The sequence below is a fragment of the Vibrio alginolyticus NBRC 15630 = ATCC 17749 genome, from assembly GCF_000354175.2.
Taxonomy (GTDB): Bacteria; Pseudomonadota; Gammaproteobacteria; order Enterobacterales; family Vibrionaceae; genus Vibrio; species Vibrio alginolyticus.
This window is the reverse complement of record NC_022359.1, coordinates 1,466,001-1,483,262: the sequence shown is the minus strand read 5'-3', so window position 1 is coordinate 1,483,262 and position 17,262 is coordinate 1,466,001. Positions and strand designations below refer to the sequence as shown.

At 46.1% G+C, this 17,262-nt stretch carries 15 protein-coding genes; 12 read left to right on the top strand and 3 right to left on the bottom strand.

From position 1 onward, the window contains the following. Nucleotides 1-143: 143 nt before the first annotated feature. On the bottom strand, nt 144-1,400 hold the full coding sequence (locus N646_RS21885; RefSeq protein WP_017820237.1) for an aromatic amino acid transport family protein: 1,257 nt from the start codon (nt 1,398-1,400) through the stop codon (nt 144-146). Between the two features lie 379 nt (nt 1,401-1,779). On the opposite strand from N646_RS21885, the gene N646_RS21880 reads away from it, so the two are divergent. The 11 genes from N646_RS21880 to nirD all read left to right on the top strand — a co-directional run bounded on the left by N646_RS21880 (nt 1,780) and on the right by nirD (nt 15,237). After that, entirely contained in the window at nt 1,780-2,214 is a 435-nt protein-coding gene (locus N646_RS21880) for a GNAT family N-acetyltransferase (RefSeq protein ID WP_017634213.1), read from the top strand. A 292-nt stretch (nt 2,215-2,506) separates the two neighbouring features. Beyond that, complete coding sequence (locus tag N646_RS21875; RefSeq protein WP_017820236.1) at nt 2,507-5,170, top strand: nitrate reductase; 2,664 nt, start codon at nt 2,507-2,509, stop codon at nt 5,168-5,170. Nucleotides 5,171-5,190: 20 nt separating this feature from the next. Further along, on the top strand, nt 5,191-6,096 hold the full coding sequence (cobA, locus tag N646_RS21870; protein WP_017820235.1) for a uroporphyrinogen-III C-methyltransferase: 906 nt from the start codon (nt 5,191-5,193) through the stop codon (nt 6,094-6,096). After that, the gene (locus N646_RS21865) at nt 6,093-7,046 is read left to right on the top strand and encodes a glycosyl transferase family protein (RefSeq protein ID WP_017820234.1); all 954 of its coding nucleotides are present in this window, start codon (nt 6,093-6,095) and stop codon (nt 7,044-7,046) included. Before cobA ends, N646_RS21865 begins: the two co-directional genes overlap by 4 nt. A 229-nt stretch (nt 7,047-7,275) precedes the next feature. Then, nucleotides 7,276-8,193 (top strand): dienelactone hydrolase family protein, encoded by a 918-nt coding sequence (locus N646_RS21860; RefSeq protein WP_017820233.1) that lies wholly within the window; start codon nt 7,276-7,278, stop codon nt 8,191-8,193. A gap of 73 nt (nt 8,194-8,266) precedes the next feature. Further along, the gene (locus N646_RS21855) at nt 8,267-8,848 is read left to right on the top strand and encodes an ANTAR domain-containing response regulator (protein ID WP_012842515.1); all 582 of its coding nucleotides are present in this window, start codon (nt 8,267-8,269) and stop codon (nt 8,846-8,848) included. Nucleotides 8,849-9,112: 264 nt separating this feature from the next. Further along, nucleotides 9,113-10,477 carry a CmpA/NrtA family ABC transporter substrate-binding protein gene (locus N646_RS21850; RefSeq protein WP_005375887.1) on the top strand — a complete coding sequence of 455 codons (1,365 nt, stop codon included), beginning with the start codon at nt 9,113-9,115 and terminating at the stop codon, nt 10,475-10,477. An 80-nt stretch (nt 10,478-10,557) separates the two neighbouring features. Then, nucleotides 10,558-11,523, top strand: coding sequence for an ABC transporter permease (locus N646_RS21845; RefSeq protein ID WP_005375889.1), 966 nt, complete (start codon nt 10,558-10,560; stop codon nt 11,521-11,523). 11 nt (nt 11,524-11,534) lie between these two features. After that, nucleotides 11,535-12,371 (top strand): ABC transporter ATP-binding protein, encoded by an 837-nt coding sequence (locus N646_RS21840; RefSeq protein WP_017820232.1) that lies wholly within the window; start codon nt 11,535-11,537, stop codon nt 12,369-12,371. Between the two features lie 10 nt (nt 12,372-12,381). Continuing rightward, a complete protein-coding gene (gene nirB, locus N646_RS21835; protein ID WP_017820231.1) occupies nt 12,382-14,901 on the top strand; it encodes a nitrite reductase large subunit NirB in 2,520 nt (839 codons plus the stop codon). After that, nucleotides 14,902-15,237 (top strand): nitrite reductase small subunit NirD, encoded by a 336-nt coding sequence (gene nirD / locus N646_RS21830; RefSeq protein ID WP_017820230.1) that lies wholly within the window; start codon nt 14,902-14,904, stop codon nt 15,235-15,237. A 98-nt stretch (nt 15,238-15,335) separates the two neighbouring features. On the opposite strand, the gene N646_RS21825 is transcribed toward nirD, so the two are convergent. Further along, nucleotides 15,336-15,740 carry a PPC domain-containing DNA-binding protein gene (locus N646_RS21825; RefSeq protein ID WP_017820229.1) on the bottom strand — a complete coding sequence of 135 codons (405 nt, stop codon included), beginning with the start codon at nt 15,738-15,740 and terminating at the stop codon, nt 15,336-15,338. A 1-nt stretch (nt 15,741) separates the two neighbouring features. Next, nucleotides 15,742-16,317 carry a TetR/AcrR family transcriptional regulator gene (locus tag N646_RS21820; protein ID WP_005375904.1) on the bottom strand — a complete coding sequence of 192 codons (576 nt, stop codon included), beginning with the start codon at nt 16,315-16,317 and terminating at the stop codon, nt 15,742-15,744. Between the two features lie 284 nt (nt 16,318-16,601). On the opposite strand from N646_RS21820, the gene N646_RS21815 reads away from it, so the two are divergent. Next, nucleotides 16,602-17,216 carry a glutathione S-transferase family protein gene (locus N646_RS21815; RefSeq protein ID WP_005387550.1) on the top strand — a complete coding sequence of 205 codons (615 nt, stop codon included), beginning with the start codon at nt 16,602-16,604 and terminating at the stop codon, nt 17,214-17,216. The last annotated feature ends 46 nt before the right edge of the window (nt 17,217-17,262 follow it).

Sequence of the window (17,262 nt, the reverse complement as noted above, 5' to 3'; positions counted from 1 at the left end):
AGTACTTATGATTGCGGGTGTTTTCGCTCTTATTTAAGAGTCAAGGGTAACGATGATTACCTTTTAAAGAGTAAGAAAATTCAGGGAATCACCTTAACCTTGTGTAAGGTATTCCCCTGAAAATCCAAGCTAGTCTTTAGTTATTAGCTGAAGAAGCTAAAAATCAATGCACTTACCGCCACAATGCCTGCTGCTAGAACAAAGTAAGTAGAGACATTTCCTCGATATTGTTTCATCGCCTCGATTTTATACACCGCTAACATTGGCATAATAAATAAGATCATTGCAATAACAGGCCCTGACAATGCTTCCATCATACCAAGAATACTTGGGTTCATGATCGCGGCCGCCCAGATTGAGAAGAACAGTGCTGCCACGCTGATACGATCAACACGCTTCTCAGATAGGTTAAAATGCTTGTTAATTAAACCATTTAAGCTTTCACGCGCACCTAAAAAATGCCCAAGGAAAGATGAAGTGATAGCAACAAACGCTACTAAAGGACCAAGTGTTGCAATAAATGGATTATCGGTTGCGTTCGCTAGGTAAGACAATACGGATACGTTTTGTTCTTTTGCTTGAGCCAATTGTTCAGGTGACAGTGTTAGCACACAGGAAAATACAAAAATAAGAACAAAGGCAATCAGCATGATGCTAGTGCGGCGAAGAATAACTTCGGATTTGGCATCTGCCTGCTTACCGTAATGGCGACGTTGTACATTTGCAAAGCTTGAAATTGCAGCTGCGTGACTAAACGAGAAAATCACTACAGGAACTGCTAACCACATAGTGCTAGCAAAAGCTGACGCTTCTGGCACATCCATGACAGGCATGGTCCAGTTCGGTATTAAGTAAAATGATAGAAAGGCAAGAATGGCAACAAGTGGGAACACCATAATGGCAAAGGCCCGTAGCATTACTTTTTCACCCGCCATCATAATAGCAATTAGTGCAAACACTAGTACGCCAGAAAGCAAAGGTCTAGGTAAAGAAGCCATATCAGCCTGATTTACCATGAAGCTATCTACTGTGTTTGTTATTCCAACCCCATATATCAACAGGATCGGGAAGATCGAAAGAAAATACAGCAGTGAAATAGAACGGCCTGCTTTTGCGCCGAAGTGCTCTTCCACTACATCAGTGAAGTCTGCGTTTTTGATCTTAGAAGATAGTACAAAACGAGCTAAGCCACGGTGCGCAAGATAGGTCATTGGAAAAGCAAGTACTGCCATCGCGACTAAAGGCCAAAAACCTCCAATCCCAAGGTTAATTGGCAGAAACAGGATGCCTGCGCCAACGGCTGTTCCAAATAGGCTAAGAACCCAATGTGTATCATGTTTTGACCAAGCTGTGGTTGTGTTTATTTCACTAGGATTTAAGGCATTTCGAGATTCTTTCACTTTAAAACTCGCTTTTATAAAAATAATAATGCTGAAAATGGTAAAGGTTTTAGTGTTTATTATCACATGCGAAGATTGGTGAATAATGCTGTGGACTTGGGGTGGTTGTAAATTATCCAACTATGAATTTCTCAATAAACCAGAATAAAGTTCTTAATTTTAATGCGTTTAATGGTTGTATGTATTGAAATTTTCATCTTGTGTGGTTTTTGATTTTGCGGTTAAAACTTAATCACGGATGTATGTTCTAAGTGAGTTAGGCCTAATTTTCAGGAAGAATATTACATTTCTTAAGCACTTAATTGAGATGTTTGTGTCCCGTCATTTAGATGAGATTTAGGTATACTGCTGCCATTCATGTTAAAGAAGGAGTCATTGAATGGACATCTTGTCTGCGCAAAAAGAGGACTTATTTGCCATATATAAGCTCGAAAATACTTTATTTGGAGAACACGCCTATCCTCAATTTTTCTTTCGGCAAGCTTTTGATTGTTGGGGAGAGAGTTTACTGGTAGCAAAAGAGGGAGAGCAGGTCGCAGGGTATATATTGCTAACGACTAGCACAAATGCACATCAATATTGGATCATGTCATTGGCCGTCGATATTCAACATAGAGGTAAAGGTATTGCGCGTTCCCTCCTAGAAAACGTTATTGCGTCGTTGACGTTAGGCTCAAGCGTGAAATTGACTGTCGATCCTAAGAACCAACCTGCATTGTCTTTATACCTCTCCCTTGGCTTTAAAACGTTAGAAGAAGAAGCGCATTATTTTGGTGACGAAGAATCCAGGTTAGTTATGGAATTAGTAAAGTAATACTGCACGATAATGACCGAAATTTGCACACAATCAGTGCGTAGCATTACGTTGCTATAATTGGTTTTAATATAACCCGTTGTATAGTAAAGGTTTTTAATATTGGCACCTCACTTGCTTTACATAAACGTTCATCGATAACTCGATGCGCCGCTCTTAATAGCAGGCGAGAGCGGTATAGGGTATTACTTTTTGAAAATGTACTAACAGCGTTAAAGGCATTGCTGCCTCTCTCGATTCGGGAGAGGCTTTTTTTTGCTAGTAAGTTGGGCTGAATCGCACTGGAGGTGTTATGTCGCAAGGATGCAAAAAAACCACTTGTCCCTATTGTGGTGTTGGATGTGGTGTCGAGGTCAATGCGAAAGGAATCGTTGGGGATGCGTGTCATCCTGCAAATGCGGGATCACTGTGCGTGAAGGGTGTCGCGCTGGCAGAGAGTTTGAATATGCCTTCGCGCTTGTTGTATCCAAAGCTTATCACCAAGCAACGACCTCAAGGGCAAGAGGTGCAATGGCAACAAGCCACGGATCTGATTGCTGAAAAGATTCATCAAGCGAAAGCGGAGTTTGGACCGGATTCCGTCGCGATGTACGTGTCAGGGCAGTTGTTAACGGAAGACTATTACGTCGCCAACAAACTCATGAAAGGCTATGTTGGCAGCGCAAACATCGATACGAACTCGCGTTTGTGTATGTCTTCGGCGGTTGCGGCTCATGTACGAGCATTTGGTGAAGATGTCGTTCCCGTCAATTACGACGATATTGATAAGACTGAGCTATTGATCATTTGCGGTGCTAATACCGCTTGGACGCACCCTGTTTTATTCCGACGTATTCAACAAGCGAGAGAAAACAATCCTAACCTCAAGCTGGTGGTCATTGACCCGCGTGAAACGGTCACCGCACAGCAAGCGGATTTGCATCTACCGATTAAAAACGATGGTGATGTGTCACTCTTCAATGGGCTGCTCAAGTTTCTTATTGAACAACAATTGATTGATTCTGAATACATAAATTCTTATACCGACGGATTTAATGCACTTAGAGAAGAAGTTTCTGATTTGCGTTACAGTGTCGCTAATCTAACGTCTTCCATTGGCATTTCAGAGGAAAAACTCACGACATTCTTCCAATGGTTTGCGCAAAGCCCAACCGCAATCACGCTGTTTTGCCAAGGGGTTAACCAAGCCGAAAATGGTGTCGATAAAGGCAATGCCATTATTAATGCACACTTGGCGACAGGTAAAATTGCCAAGTCAGGTTGCGGGCCATTTTCTATTACAGGTCAGCCGAATGCGATGGGGGGCCGAGAAGTGGGTGGTTTGGCAAACCAATTAGCGGTTCATCGTGCTTTTGACGCAGAGTCTATCAAGCAAGTACAGGCGTTTTGGGATTCACCAGAGATTGCCACTCAGCCCGGTTTAAAAGCCGTTGAGCTGTTTGAGGCGGTAGAGCGTGGTGAGATTAAAGTTCTGTGGATCATGGCAACCAATCCGGTTGTCTCTTTGCCAGATAACCAATTGGTAAAACGTGCACTCGAGATTTGTCCGTTTGTGATTGTTTCCGATATCACAGCGGATTCGGATGTCGCGCATTACGCAGACCTGTTGCTACCCGCTGCTGGCTGGGGGGAGAAACAAGGCATGGTGACCAACTCTGAGCGTCGACTTTCAAGGCAGCGTCAGTTTCAAATGCCTCCGGGTGAAGCAAAATCAGATTGGTGGGCGATAAGCCAAGTTGGGCAAGCTCTGTGTGCATTGGAAAAGACACAAAATGGCTTTGCGTTTACTTCTGAGCGGGCGGTATTCAGGGAATATGCCGCGATGACAGGCATGAATGCAGATTCGCCATTGAAGCTAGATCTTTCTCAATACGCCAACTTAGCCGAGCAAGAATACGAAGAGTGGGTGCCGACACAATGGGGAGGAGAGCGTCCTTTTGCTGATGGAATCTATTCGCACCCAGATGGTAAAGCGCGTTTTGTCGTGACCAGTGAATCTCCAACGCGTTTAGAAAGAACAAAAGGCTGGTGGCTCAATACGGGCAGGCAACGCGATCAATGGCATACCATGACGCGCACAGGTCATATCGCACACCTTGCCGCCTCTGAGTTAGAACCAACCGTGTACATGAACACACTCTCTGCCACTCAAAATCGCTTAAAAGCAGGACAACTCACCAAGCTGTTCCAGCCCAATTCAAACACCAGTATTTATGCCAAAGTTGCCATTGATGAAGGTTTGGGTTTTCAGGAGCTGTTTATGTCAATGCACTGGGCGGGTCGATATGGCGGTGAAAGCGGTGTTAACGCGATAGTAAACAGCGCAAAAGACCCTATTTCTGGGCAGCCTGCATTTAAGTCGTCTTATGTTGAAGTGCAAGATACAGCAGTAAAAACCTACGGTATGTTCATCGGTACACAGTTTGATTCCGGCAAGTTTCTCTACAGCGCATTTCAAGCAGAAAGTAATCTGGGCATCTGGCGCTTTGCACACGATAAACGGCCAAAGAAGCAGAGTTTTTGTCGAACGGAAAAGAGCCGCAGGATTACGATAGATATTGCCCAGGGTTGGCTAGCGGTGGATTACGACCTTGTTGGAGACGTTCGTATCATTCGTTCTGTTTTAGTGGTGTCTAGTGAACCGATTCAAACCGACTACACCAACTTTACCGGCTTGATTGGCAAGCCAATGGAGCTATCGCAACTGCTTACCATCACTCAATCGCAAAGCAGTGCCAAACTGGTTTGTAGTTGTTTCCGTGTTACTGATAAACAAATACATGACGCGATGGAGAAGCAAGACTGCACTTCACTGACTCAACTTCAAAACAAACTCAAATGCGGCACTAACTGTGGCTCGTGCGTCTCTCAAATCAAACAAATGGTCGACAGCCATCAGCATCAAAAGGGCAAACAGCAAGCGAGCCAGCAAAGTCTGGCGATTCAAATAAAGTAAGTCATAAAGAGGATAAGCACATGGAAGCGCCTTATCAAAAGTCTTGGTTTAAGAAAGGACAAGCGAGTCAGAAACAAGAACGCTCGTCTCGCTTTTCTAAGCATGATCAAGCAAGCAAACTGAACCAACTTTTAAAAGACCATTCAGTAGACCTAGACGCGAGCCACAAAGGTTTTGTCTCGATTGTTGGAGCAGGGCCGCACGATCCTGACTTATTAACGGTGAAGGCAGTGAAAGCGATTATGTCGGCAGAGGTTCTGCTGTACGACCGTTTGGTTAACAAAGATATTTTGGAGTTGGCTTCGCCACAAGCTGATTGGATTTACGTGGGCAAAAGATGCGGACAACCTAGTATTGGTCAGGAAGAAATTTGTGACTTGATGGTATCGCTCGCTCAACAAGGAAAGCGAGTTGTACGCTTAAAAGGGGGAGATCCTTTTGTATTTGGCCGTGGAGGCGAAGAGGCGTTAGCACTCGTCAAACACTCAATCGCTTACGAAGTCATCCCTGGTATTACTGCTGCGATTGGATGTTCAGCAAACAGCTTGATTCCGCTGACTCATCGTGGCGTTGCTCGCAGCGTTACCTTTGTGACAGGGCAAGTGGTAACAGGCGCATTTGAAGCATGGAGTCAACTGATGCAAAGCGGACAAACGTTAGTCTTCTATATGGGGTTAGAAAAGTCATTGCAAATACAAACGGGATTAATCAACTCCGGTTTGAGAGCAGATTTCCCAGTCGCGATCATCACTCATGGTTGCAGCCCTCAACAACAAGTGCACGTTACACAACTCAATCAGCTCAATGATTTATCGATTACACTTAAAGGCGTGAGCCCAGCATTGATTGTGATGGGAGAAGTTGTCAAACTGCGCGAACAACTAATAGAAACCGTACAGTCAGTGACGGAATACGAGGGAATATGAGCAGCATTTTGGAATGTATTAGAACAGTCGGTCGTGGCGAACGTGGTAGAAAACCACTGAACTTTGACCAAGCGTTTCGAGTTATGGATGAATACCTAAACGGTGAGTGCGACGACGATCAGATGGCAATGCTGTTGATGCTGATCCGCGTACAGAACGAGACTCAACAAGAAATCGCTGGCTTTGTGAAAGCATTCCAATCCCGCATGCCAGCTATTGGTGCAGATATTGACTGGCCATGTTATGCAGGCAAACGTGAAGCGGCAGGGCAGCCTTGGCACCTGTTGGCAGCCAAGATCCTCGCCGATAATGGTCATAAAGTGCTGATGCACGGCTATCACGACCGTCAATCTGGTCGTTTGCATGCCGAAGATTACCTCGATAAGTTTTCTATCAACAAAGCGGAATCAGCAGAAGACGCAAAGCGTGTGTTAGAAACACAAAACATTGTGTATCTGCCGCTGAGTTCGTTTGCACCCCAAGCAGAAATCATGATCGGTTGGAAGAATCGTTATGGGCTTAGAACGCCGATTAATACCGTGGTTCGAGCATTGAATCCGGGGCAGGCGACGGTTGGTATTCGTGGTAGCTTCCATCCGGGATTCCAACAACTTCATGCTGAAGTCGAATACGAGATTGGTCAAACCGCTCATGCCGTTGTGTCATTCAAAGGACAATCTGGTGAGTCAGAATACAACCCGAAAGTAAGTCAAACCGTATGGTTAAGCCAAACAAGCGGCGTGACATCGCACTACTGGACGGAGCAAATGCTGTCTGAGGTGCCAATGCCTGCGAACTGCCCGTTTGGGACGTCAGAAGATGACATGAACCAAATGGCGAATACGGTTCTCGCTACGATGACAGTGGTCTTGTTTGCACAAATGCACGACAGAGAAAAAGCATTCGAACGCGCCTTCTCTTACTGGCAAGCCTATTGCGGCCAGCAATAACGAACTATTGTCAATTAATGTAAAACCAACGACGCAAAGTTGTTGAATCTGAATCCATTATCTATTGTTTGAAGAAGGTAAAAGATCCTAGCTCGCCAATGATGTGTTTCACCACCTTGCTCCGTATCAGAGTGGTGAAACCGCAGTTTTAGCCTCAATCGCGTTCGTTTCTCGCTGCGCTTTTGAGAATGAGAAATTCCCATATGGTAAGACACAGAGGACATGGATAATGGTTCTAAAGCATACCACTCCTAGTGAAAAGGCTTCTCATCCGATCCCGCAAGAAGCCTTCGATTGGTACGACGAATACGCCCACGGAAAAATCACGCGCCGTGAGTTTCTTAACAGGCTGGGTGGCCTTGCGGTGCTTGGCTTTAGCATGACAGCACTGGTCGATGCGTTAACCCCGAATTACGCACTCGCAGAACAAGTTTCATTTAACGATCCTGACATCAAAGCAACTTACGAAACCTTTCCATCTCCAAATGGGCATGGAGAAGGGCGTGGTTATTTGGTGATGCCACAGAAGAAGACCTTAAAATCGCCGACCGTGTTGGTGATTCATGAAAACCGAGGTCTGAACCCTTATATCAAAGATGTCGCAAGACGACTTGCAAAAGATGGCTTTATTGCTTTCGCTCCAGACGCACTTTATCCACTCGGCGGCTATCCGGGGAACGACGATGAAGGTCGCGCAATGCAGAAAGAGATGGACAGGGCCAAGATCGAACAAGACTTTATTGCAGCCGCTAACTTCCTTAAGCAATACGAGGGTGGCAACGGTAAATTGGGCGCGGTTGGATTCTGCTTCGGTGGATACATTGTCAACATGCTTGCCGCGGTAATGCCAGAAGATCTCGATGCAGGTGTGCCTTTCTATGGAACACCTGCTGCGCAAGAGATCCAAAAGCAAGTCAAAGGGCCATTGATGATTCACTTTGCAGGGCTCGATAAGCGTGTTAACGACACATGGCCTGCTTATGAGCAGCAATTGATCGCAACCGACGCACAGTATCAAGCGTTAATGTATGAGAACGTCAACCACGGCTTCCATAACGACTCAACAGCACGCTACGCACCGGAAGAAGCGGCGCTCGCTTGGGAACGTACACTCGGCTTCTTCAAAGAACATCTCGCCTCTAGTTAAAAGGCTTCTACTTTAGTTGGCACATTCTTTGTTATGTCTCTCTTAGTGAGTGAGATATAAACAAGGAATGTGCATGACTCAATCAACGTCAAAAACACCCATCATAGTATGCTGTGATAGCCTCCAAGAGCAGGCTCGATTGTCCGGCTTATTGAGCAAAGATTACGACAACATCATCGGCTGCCAATTGGCACAACTAGAAACGTTAATGCAACGAGAACCGTCGGCAAGCGTTGTGGTTGGATGGCAGCAACCAACCGCGGAACTGCGTTTGATCGTCGATTTCTGCCGCAGAAAATCGGCACCACTTCTTATCGTCTTAAAGCAATTATCATCCAATGATATCAATCGGTTATCAGAAAAAATGGACTATGTACTCATGCCGCACGATAGTGAATTTGCACTTCAACCTTGGATTGAACATGCGACATTAGTGAGAGCGAAATTCGAAAGTATGCAATCGGAAATTGAATCGCTGACCCACAAGATTGAAGAGCGCAAGCTGGTGGAAAAAGCCAAAGGTCTGCTGATGAAGATGCACAGCGTTGATGAAGAACAGGCTTATAAAGCGCTTAGAAATTCAGCCATGCAATCCAGCCAAACGCTCGCACAAGTTGCCAAGAATTTGATAACTACTTTGGAAGTGCTTGATTAGTTTTCTACCACTTTGGGGTTAAGGTGCGTTTTCTAACGTGGTGCGTGTTGCACTATCAGCAAGCAATAACAGGGAATTAGAAACGGTAGAATAAACTAATTCATTATATTTACAGTGAAAAATAAGTTGGCACAGTAATTGAATTAGAAGAATTGGGTTTATTGTTGAATCGCTTATCTCAATTATCAACGGCGGTAATTGTAGACTTAGCAACGGCGCTACTGCTCTTCGGAGTAGTGGCGCTTTTTTTATGGGAGCAAACCAATGAAATGGAGTTCGATGCTGAAAGTGTCAGCAATTTCGTTATCGGTATTCACCACGGTCAGCGTAAAGGCAGAGTTGGGTGAACCAGAAATTGAAGACCTGAAGTTTGGTTTTATTAAGTTAACCGATATGGCACCGCTGGCGGTTGCTTATGAGAAAGGCTTTTTTGAAGACGAAGGCTTGTACGTCACTTTAGAAGCACAAGCAAACTGGAAGGTGCTTTTAGACCGAGTCATCGATGGTGAGCTTGCTGGCGCGCACATGCTTGCTGGTCAGCCATTGGGCGCAACGATTGGTGTTGGCACAAAAGCAGAAGTAATTACCGCGTTCAGTATGGATTTGAACGGCAACGCAATCACGGTTTCCAATGATACTTGGGAACAGATGAAGCAGTACATTCCAAAACAACCAGATGGCAAACCAGTTCACCCAATCAAAGCGGATGCGCTGAAGCCTGTGGTCGACAGCTATCTGGATAAAGGCAAACCGTTCAACATGGGCATGGTGTTTCCTGTATCGACGCACAACTATGAGTTGCGATACTGGTTAGCGGCAGGGGGGATTCATCCAGGCTTTTACGCACCAGACTCAGGCGATAACAGTGGCCAGCTGGATGCTGATGTTCTTTTGAGTGTTACACCGCCACCACAAATGCCAGCCACAATGGAAGCGGGCACGATCAAAGGGTACTGCGTAGGTGAACCATGGAACCAACAAGCCGTATTCAAAGGTATTGGTACGCCAGTCGTGACCGATTACGAGATCTGGAAGAACAACCCAGAGAAAGTGTTTGGTGTTTCCAAAGCTTGGGCTGAGAAATATCCAAACACGCACATTCGCGTAGTGAAAGCCTTGATTCGAGCGGCACATTGGTTGGATGAAAACGACAATGCCAACCGCCAAGAAGCTGTGAAGATGCTATCAAAAAGCGAATATGTTGGAGCCGATGCCGAAGTTATCGCTAACTCAATGACCGGCACATTTGAATACGAGAAAGGCGACAAACGAGACGTGCCAGACTTCAATGTGTTCTTCCGTCATAACGCCACTTATCCGTATTACAGCGATGCGATTTGGTACCTGACCCAAATGCGCCGCTGGGGACAAATCTCAAGCGAGAAATCCGATGATTGGTACATGGATGTGGCAAAAGAGGTTTACCGTCCAGATATCTACCAACAAGCAGCTCAAGCGCTAATTGAAGATGGTGTGTTGAGCAAAAAAGACTTCCCAGACTTCAGCGCTGAAGATGGTTTTCGCGCGCCACAAACACACTTTATCGACAACATCGTTTATGACGGTCGCGAGCCAAATAAATATTTAGAGAAGTTCTCTATCGGGCTAAAAGGAAAAGACAAAGTTTAGGATGAGCAGTCCTACAAAAAATACAGCGGGCAGGTGAGTCTGCCCGCAATAACAAGGATGTAAATTTCTTAGGAGTGAGTATGTCTAGTAATGTCATTTCCCTTTTTCCTGCTAAGCAGGTAGTGAACCGAAGTCGGTTGGTGCTTTTGCCCGTCATTGGCTTGCTGATCTTTTTGGCAATGTGGCACTTAGCAGCGAGAGAAGTGCAAACTTCATTAGGTACGCTACCGGGACCTGTGCAAACTTTTCAGCAGTTCAGCAACCTTGTCGATGACCATTGGCAAGAACGAGAAAAGGAACAAGCTTTTATCGAGCGTCAGGAAAAACGCAATGCTGCGAAGTTAGCCAAGAATCCGGACGCGGAAGTGAAGATTCGCCCCTACACAGGTAAACCGACGTTTTTCGACCAAATCATAACAAGCTTAGTGACCGTAACTGCGGGCTTTTTGCTGGCGACGGTTATCGCGATTCCGCTTGGCATCGTGCTTGGTCTTAATCAAGGGCTGTATCAAGCGTTCAACCCAATCATTCAATTGCTTAAGCCTGTTTCACCTTTAGCTTGGCTGCCTATCGTTACTATGGTTGTAAGTGCCACTTATGTGAGTGATGACCCGATGTTTGCTAAGTCGTTCATTAACTCTCTGATCACAGTAGCGCTATGTAGCTTATGGCCGACGCTGATTAATACCGCAGTGGGTGTAACGAGCGTTGATAAAGACTTAATCAACGTGAGTAAAGTGCTTCAACTTTCGTGGTGGCAGCACATCCGCACCATCGTATTACCTTCTGCCATTCCAATGATCTTCACCGGTTTACGTCTCTCTTTAGGTATCGCTTGGATGGTATTGATTGCAGCAGAAATGCTCGCGCAAAACCCAGGGTTAGGCAAGTTCGTTTGGGACGAGTTCCAAAACGGCAGTTCGGCATCATTGGGTCGCATCATGGTGGCAGTCATCACTATTGGTTTTATCGGTTTGATGCTCGATAGAGGCATGCTGCAACTTCAAAAGTGGCTGTCTTGGAATAAACAACAAGCGTTGAGATAAGGGAAACGATCATGGAAAAAGCATTATTAGATCTAACGCGTTTAGGGATGCGATTCCCAACGCCAGATGGCGAGTTCATCGCGCTTAAGAACGTCGATTTACAAATCAATAAGGGCGAGTTTGTATCGCTGATTGGTCACTCTGGCTGTGGTAAATCAACGGTATTGAACTTAGTCGCGGGTCTGCACATGCCAACAGACGGCGGCGTAATCGTCGATGGACGAGAAGTTGCTGGACCGGGACCTGACCGCGCAGTGGTGTTTCAAAACCATTCATTATTACCTTGGCTCACCGTATATCAAAACGTTGAGCTCGCATTAAAACAAATTGCCGGTAAAAAGGGCAAAGCGTGGATTCAGGAACAAGTGAATCACTACTTGGAGTTGATTCAAATGCAGCATGCCGCGCACAAAAAGCCGGATGAAATCTCGGGTGGTATGAAGCAGCGAGTCGGCATTGCGAGAGCACTGGCACTTCAACCAAAGGTTTTATTGATGGATGAGCCATTTGGTGCGTTGGATGCGTTAACTCGTGCGCACTTACAGGATGCACTGATGAAGATTCAAGCCGAGCTAAACAACACCGTGATCATGATTACTCACGACGTGGATGAAGCGGTGTTGCTATCCGACAAAATCGTGATGATGACCAACGGACCGGCAGCGACCATTGGTGAAGTGTTGGAAGTGAATCTACCGCGTCCTCGCGAGCGTGTCGCACTGGCGGATGATGCGCAGTATCAGAAGTGTCGACAAGCCGTGCTGAAGTTCCTTTACGAGAAGCAATCCAAAGTCGAGATTCCTGCTTCGAAAGAAGACAAACCCAAAACCGCAGCGCAAACGGCATAAGGAGGCAGCGATGAACAGTCCTTTAACGATTCCAGTAAAGAACGCATTAAGCCACATCGTTGTGGTAGGCAACGGTATGGTCGGGCAACATCTCGTCGAGCAATTAGTGCAGAAAAACGCGCATTTGGAGCACAGAATTACCGTGATTGGTGCAGAGCGTTTTATCGCGTATGACCGTGTACAGTTGTCTTCTTTGTTTGCGGGTAAGTCTCATGATGATTTGATGCTGAGTAACCAAGAATGGTATGACATGCATGGCATCCAACTCGTACTTGGCAGCCAAGTAACAGGCATCGACAGAGAGCAAAAGCGCATTCTACTTGATGGTGAAGATGTGCTGGGTTACGACCAACTCGTGCTCGCGACCGGCTCGTACCCATTTGTGCCGCCAATTGAAGGTAAAGACCGCGACAACGTGTTTGTCTACCGCACGCTTGATGACCTTTCACAAATCAAAAAAGCATGTGAAGGCGCAAGAACGGGCGCAGTGATTGGCGGCGGCTTGTTGGGTTTAGAAGCGGCAAACGCACTTAAACTATTGGGGTTAGAAACTCACGTTATTGAATTTGCGCCTCGCCTGATGCCCGTGCAGTTAGACGATGGTGCTGGCTTAGTGCTAAAAGAGAAGATTGAAGCGCTAGGGCTAACCGTTCACACCTCAACGGGTACGGAACGAATCTGCGATGGTGAAACGGCTAAGCATCGTATGGTGTTTAAAGACAAAGATCCTCTCGAAGTGGATGTGATTGTCTTCTCCGCAGGCATTCGTCCTCAAGATGAGTTGGCAAGGCTGGCTGAGCTAGAAATAGGCGAGCGAGGCGGCATTGTGATTAACAACCAATGCCAAACCAGCGATGAGAACATTTATGCGATTGGCGAATGTGCCCTTTGGGAGCAGAAGATATTTGGTTTAGTCGCACCCGGTTGCACCATGGCGAGAACCACTGCCGATGTCCTGACTGGAATGCCAAGCGAAGGTTTTAAAGGTGCAGACATGAGCACCAAACTCAAGCTGCTTGGGGTGGATGTGGCGTCTATCGGCGATGCACAAATGCAAACCGAAGGCGCACAAGAAATGGTCTTGCAAGATGCGGTTGCAGGCATCTACAAAAAGTTGGTGGTTGATGCGAGTGGTACCCAATTACTTGGTGCGATTCTCGTCGGTGACAACAGTGACTACGATGCGCTTTTGCAGTGTTATTTGAACAAAACGGTCCTGCCAGATCACGCGGCGAACCTGCTGTTTGATACCGGAATGCTTGATGGAGAGATGCCAGACAGCGCCATTATCTGTTCTTGTCACAACGTCACAAAAGGTGACTTAGTTGCCGAGATACAAGCTGGCACCACCAACCTGACGGACCTTAAAGCCAACACCAAAGCCGGTACTGGCTGTGGTGGCTGTAACAATATGGTCAAGTCGGTATTGGATACTCAACTGGCAGCTATGGGGGTAGAGGTCAACAACCACCTTTGTGCGCACTTTGAGTTAAGTCGCCAAGAGATGTTCCATATTTGCCAAGTGGAACAAATCAAAGACTTCGACACCTTAATTGCACTGCATGGCAAAGGGCATGGGTGTGATATCTGTAAGCCGACAGCAGCATCTGTGTTTGCTTCTTTGTGGAATGAACACATCATGGAACCACAGCATCAATCTCTGCAAGATTCTAACGATGCCTTTATGGCAAACCTGCAAAAAGATGGCTCTTACTCGATTGTGCCTCGTGTTCCGGGCGGCGAAATTACACCAGACAAACTCATCGTGCTAGGCGAAGTTGCTCAGCAATATGATTTGTACACCAAGATCACTGGCGGTCAGCGCGTGGATTTATTTGGTGCGCAGTTAGAACAGCTTCCTGAAATCTGGCAAACCTTAATTGATGCTGGTTTTGAAACAGGGCACGCCTACGGAAAATCGGTCCGCACCGTGAAATCTTGCGTCGGTTCTACTTGGTGTCGCTATGGTGTTGATGACTCGGTCGGATTAGCTATTGAGTTAGAGAACCGCTACAAAGGATTGCGAGCGCCCCATAAGCTTAAGTTTGCCGTATCGGGCTGTACTCGCGAGTGTGCAGAAGCGCAAAGTAAAGACATTGGGGTGATCGCCACCGAAAACGGCTGGAATCTATACGTTTGCGGTAATGGCGGCATGAGACCAAGACACGCTGATTTATTTGCATCCGACTTATCCAAATCAGAGTTGATCACCATGATCGACCGAGTCTTGATGTTCTACGTCAGCACCGCTGATCGCTTGCAGCGCACGTCAGTGTGGATGGAGAACATGGAAGGGGGCCTAGATTACCTTAAACAAGTGATTTTGGATGACTCTCTGAATCTCTGTGATTCTTTGGATGAACAAATGGCGCGAGTCGTAGATACTTATCAATGTGAGTGGAAGAGTACGTTGGATAACCCTCAGAAACTGCAACGCTTCCGTCCTTTCTTGAACAGCACGTCGGGCAGTAAAGTCTTACCGTACCAACGTGTGCGCGGTCAGCGTATTCCAGTGAAACAGGAGGTGTAAATGGCAGCTTTAACCAAAGTGAAATTGTGTCAGCTTGATGACCTAATGCCGTTCATCGGTGCCACGGTGTTGATTGAAGGCGAGCATGTCGCGCTATTCTACATTCCTGATAGCGGTGTTTACGCCGTTCAAGATTGGGACCCAATTGGTAAGGCTTATGTGATGAGTCGAGGGATTGTCGGTGATATTGATGGTGAGATGTGTGTTGCATCACCACTGTACAAACAGCATTTCAGTTTAAAGAGCGGGCAGTGTTTGGAAGACGAAGCGCACTGTCTAAAAACGTGGCAAGTAACGGTTGACGATAATCAGGTTTGTTATTTAGTCGAAGAATGATCTCCGAAGTTAGCTTGCTCGATATGAGTGAATTCTTCGCGTGAGAGACATGCGAATAAAGCTCCAGAGACAGTACAGTATGGCTCTGGAGCTTTTTACTATTTGGAAGGATTCACTTGTAGTTCGGTATAGCCAGTCGAGTCGTCCATCGCCCTAGTGAACTCAAGCTCTGAGTAAGAATGGATGATCAATTCTGCGGTAGTATCAATCACTGTGCCTTCCTGCAAATGCCCACCCCAGACTTGTCCTTCACGATCAGACACTGAGATATGAACGTGCTGATGCTCAGGCGTTAGTGTCCCCATCACCGAGACGATTTCAAATGGCTCTTGTTTGGTTAACGTACTCTCTGCACCTGCCAAACGAAGGTTGAGGTCAGAGACACAGCCAACGCATGAGGCAATCGAGCCTGCTTTGATACCATGCTGCTCGACCAATTTCGCTAGGCTCAGTTTTAAGTCCATGCCTTTGGTAAGGCGTACTGCTATCACTTCAATCGACATGTTATTTCCTAATCAAAACCAGTAAGCAGGAAAGCGCGGTATCCAAGTCGGCATAACGTTTGGCTTTGCCAAGCACGCGCATGCCTTGCATGTTGTTGAGAACAAAACGAGCAAGCTCTTCTGGTTTCAGCGTTTTCGGCACTAAGGTTTCTTTTTGTGCATTGGTCAGCGCATCCGCAATGATGTCGATAAGATGGTCAAACAAAAAATGCCCTTTACGCAGTACATCATCGTCTTCACCAGCGTGCTCAATCAACGCATTTTGGATAAAACACCCACAGTTGCGTTTGCGTTGCAGCTCAGCAAAAGATTTAAGGAACGATTCCAACTCAGGTAAAGACGCATCGTCTTTTTCCAAATCATTCAGTGACGGTAGCGAGACCTTTTTTAAGTAAGTATCGAGCGCTTCGTAGTAGAGCTGTTGCTTGTCACCATAGGTGTTGTAAAGACTGAAGCGGTTGATGTTTAACTCGTCGGTGAGATCCGAGATCGACGTGTTCGCAAAGCCCTTGCGCCAAAACACATCCATAGCCACGAGAAGCTTTTCATCTCGGTCGAAGTTGGCTTTTCTTGCCATAAATTACCTGCCTGGGTCTGCTTATCGGGTAATTAAATTGCTTTGGAGGGATGGTACAGAGAACCTCTAGCGTTCGAACTGAACCAATATGATGAATACCCATCTATTCTTGGGTATCAGCCTCCAAATTCATGTGAACTCACAAACGGCATCAAAAATCTCGCTCAGCAAACAGACCCACAACTGTTTGAAAATTTTTGATAGTGAAGTTCTTGACTGATCGTTTATAAACTGGCTACAGTATATCCTAACCAATCGGTTAGAAAAAGATAAAAGGATGTGAAATGAAGCTCTATGAAACCGCAATGACTCCAAGTTGTAAGCGAGTTAGCATTTTTCTAAAGGAAATCGGTGGCGAGGTTGAGCGAATTGCGCTGAACGTTCGTGAGGGCGATAACCTATCTGAACCGTTTAAATCGAAAAGCGTGAACGGCAAAGTGCCTCTGCTGGAATTGGATGATGGTACGACGATCTGTGAAAGCGTTGCGATTTGTCGCTACCTAGATGAAGCGTTTGAAAATGATCTGGCGCTGTTTGGTGCTAACCAGCTTGAACGTGCTCAGGTGGAAATGTGGCATCGTGTGGTGGAGTTCCAAGGACTAAATGCGGCATTTCAGGCGTTTCGAAACATGACCGGAGTTTATGGAGACAGAGAACGTTGCGTTGAAGCATGGGGCGAAGAATCAAAACAACGCGTCTATGAATTTCTGCCTGTCTTAGACAAGCGGCTTGAACATAATTATTTTATCGCCGTAGACCATTTTACTATCGTCGATATAACAGGCTTTATTTTGATCAGTTTCGCAATTAAAGGCCTAGAAATTGATGTGCTATCGACGTCGCCAAACATTGCTCGATGGTATAACCAAATTTTAGCTAGACCTGCATTTCAGAGTTAATGTATTGCAGCGAGTGGATGATAGCTCGCTGCTACCACCTTACCGA

Excerpts from the sequence above, each read along its gene's own strand:
- nirD (WP_017820230.1), top strand. The coding sequence starts at position 14,902 with ATGGCAGCTTTAACCAAAGTGAAATTGTGTCAGCTTGATGACCTAATG.
- nirB (WP_017820231.1), top strand. The coding sequence starts at position 12,382 with ATGAACAGTCCTTTAACGATTCCAGTAAAGAACGCATTAAGCCACATC.
- N646_RS21880 (WP_017634213.1), top strand. The coding sequence starts at position 1,780 with ATGGACATCTTGTCTGCGCAAAAAGAGGACTTATTTGCCATATATAAG.
- N646_RS21875 (WP_017820236.1), top strand. The coding sequence starts at position 2,507 with ATGTCGCAAGGATGCAAAAAAACCACTTGTCCCTATTGTGGTGTTGGA.
- N646_RS21865 (WP_017820234.1), top strand. The coding sequence starts at position 6,093 with ATGAGCAGCATTTTGGAATGTATTAGAACAGTCGGTCGTGGCGAACGT.
- N646_RS21855 (WP_012842515.1), top strand. The coding sequence starts at position 8,267 with ATGACTCAATCAACGTCAAAAACACCCATCATAGTATGCTGTGATAGC.
- cobA (WP_017820235.1), top strand. The coding sequence starts at position 5,191 with ATGGAAGCGCCTTATCAAAAGTCTTGGTTTAAGAAAGGACAAGCGAGT.
- N646_RS21850 (WP_005375887.1), top strand. The coding sequence starts at position 9,113 with ATGAAATGGAGTTCGATGCTGAAAGTGTCAGCAATTTCGTTATCGGTA.
- N646_RS21820 (WP_005375904.1), bottom strand. The coding sequence starts at position 16,317 with ATGGCAAGAAAAGCCAACTTCGACCGAGATGAAAAGCTTCTCGTGGCT.
- N646_RS21840 (WP_017820232.1), top strand. The coding sequence starts at position 11,535 with ATGGAAAAAGCATTATTAGATCTAACGCGTTTAGGGATGCGATTCCCA.
- N646_RS21815 (WP_005387550.1), top strand. The coding sequence starts at position 16,602 with ATGAAGCTCTATGAAACCGCAATGACTCCAAGTTGTAAGCGAGTTAGC.
- N646_RS21860 (WP_017820233.1), top strand. The coding sequence starts at position 7,276 with ATGGTTCTAAAGCATACCACTCCTAGTGAAAAGGCTTCTCATCCGATC.
- N646_RS21825 (WP_017820229.1), bottom strand. The coding sequence starts at position 15,740 with ATGTCGATTGAAGTGATAGCAGTACGCCTTACCAAAGGCATGGACTTA.
- N646_RS21845 (WP_005375889.1), top strand. The coding sequence starts at position 10,558 with ATGTCTAGTAATGTCATTTCCCTTTTTCCTGCTAAGCAGGTAGTGAAC.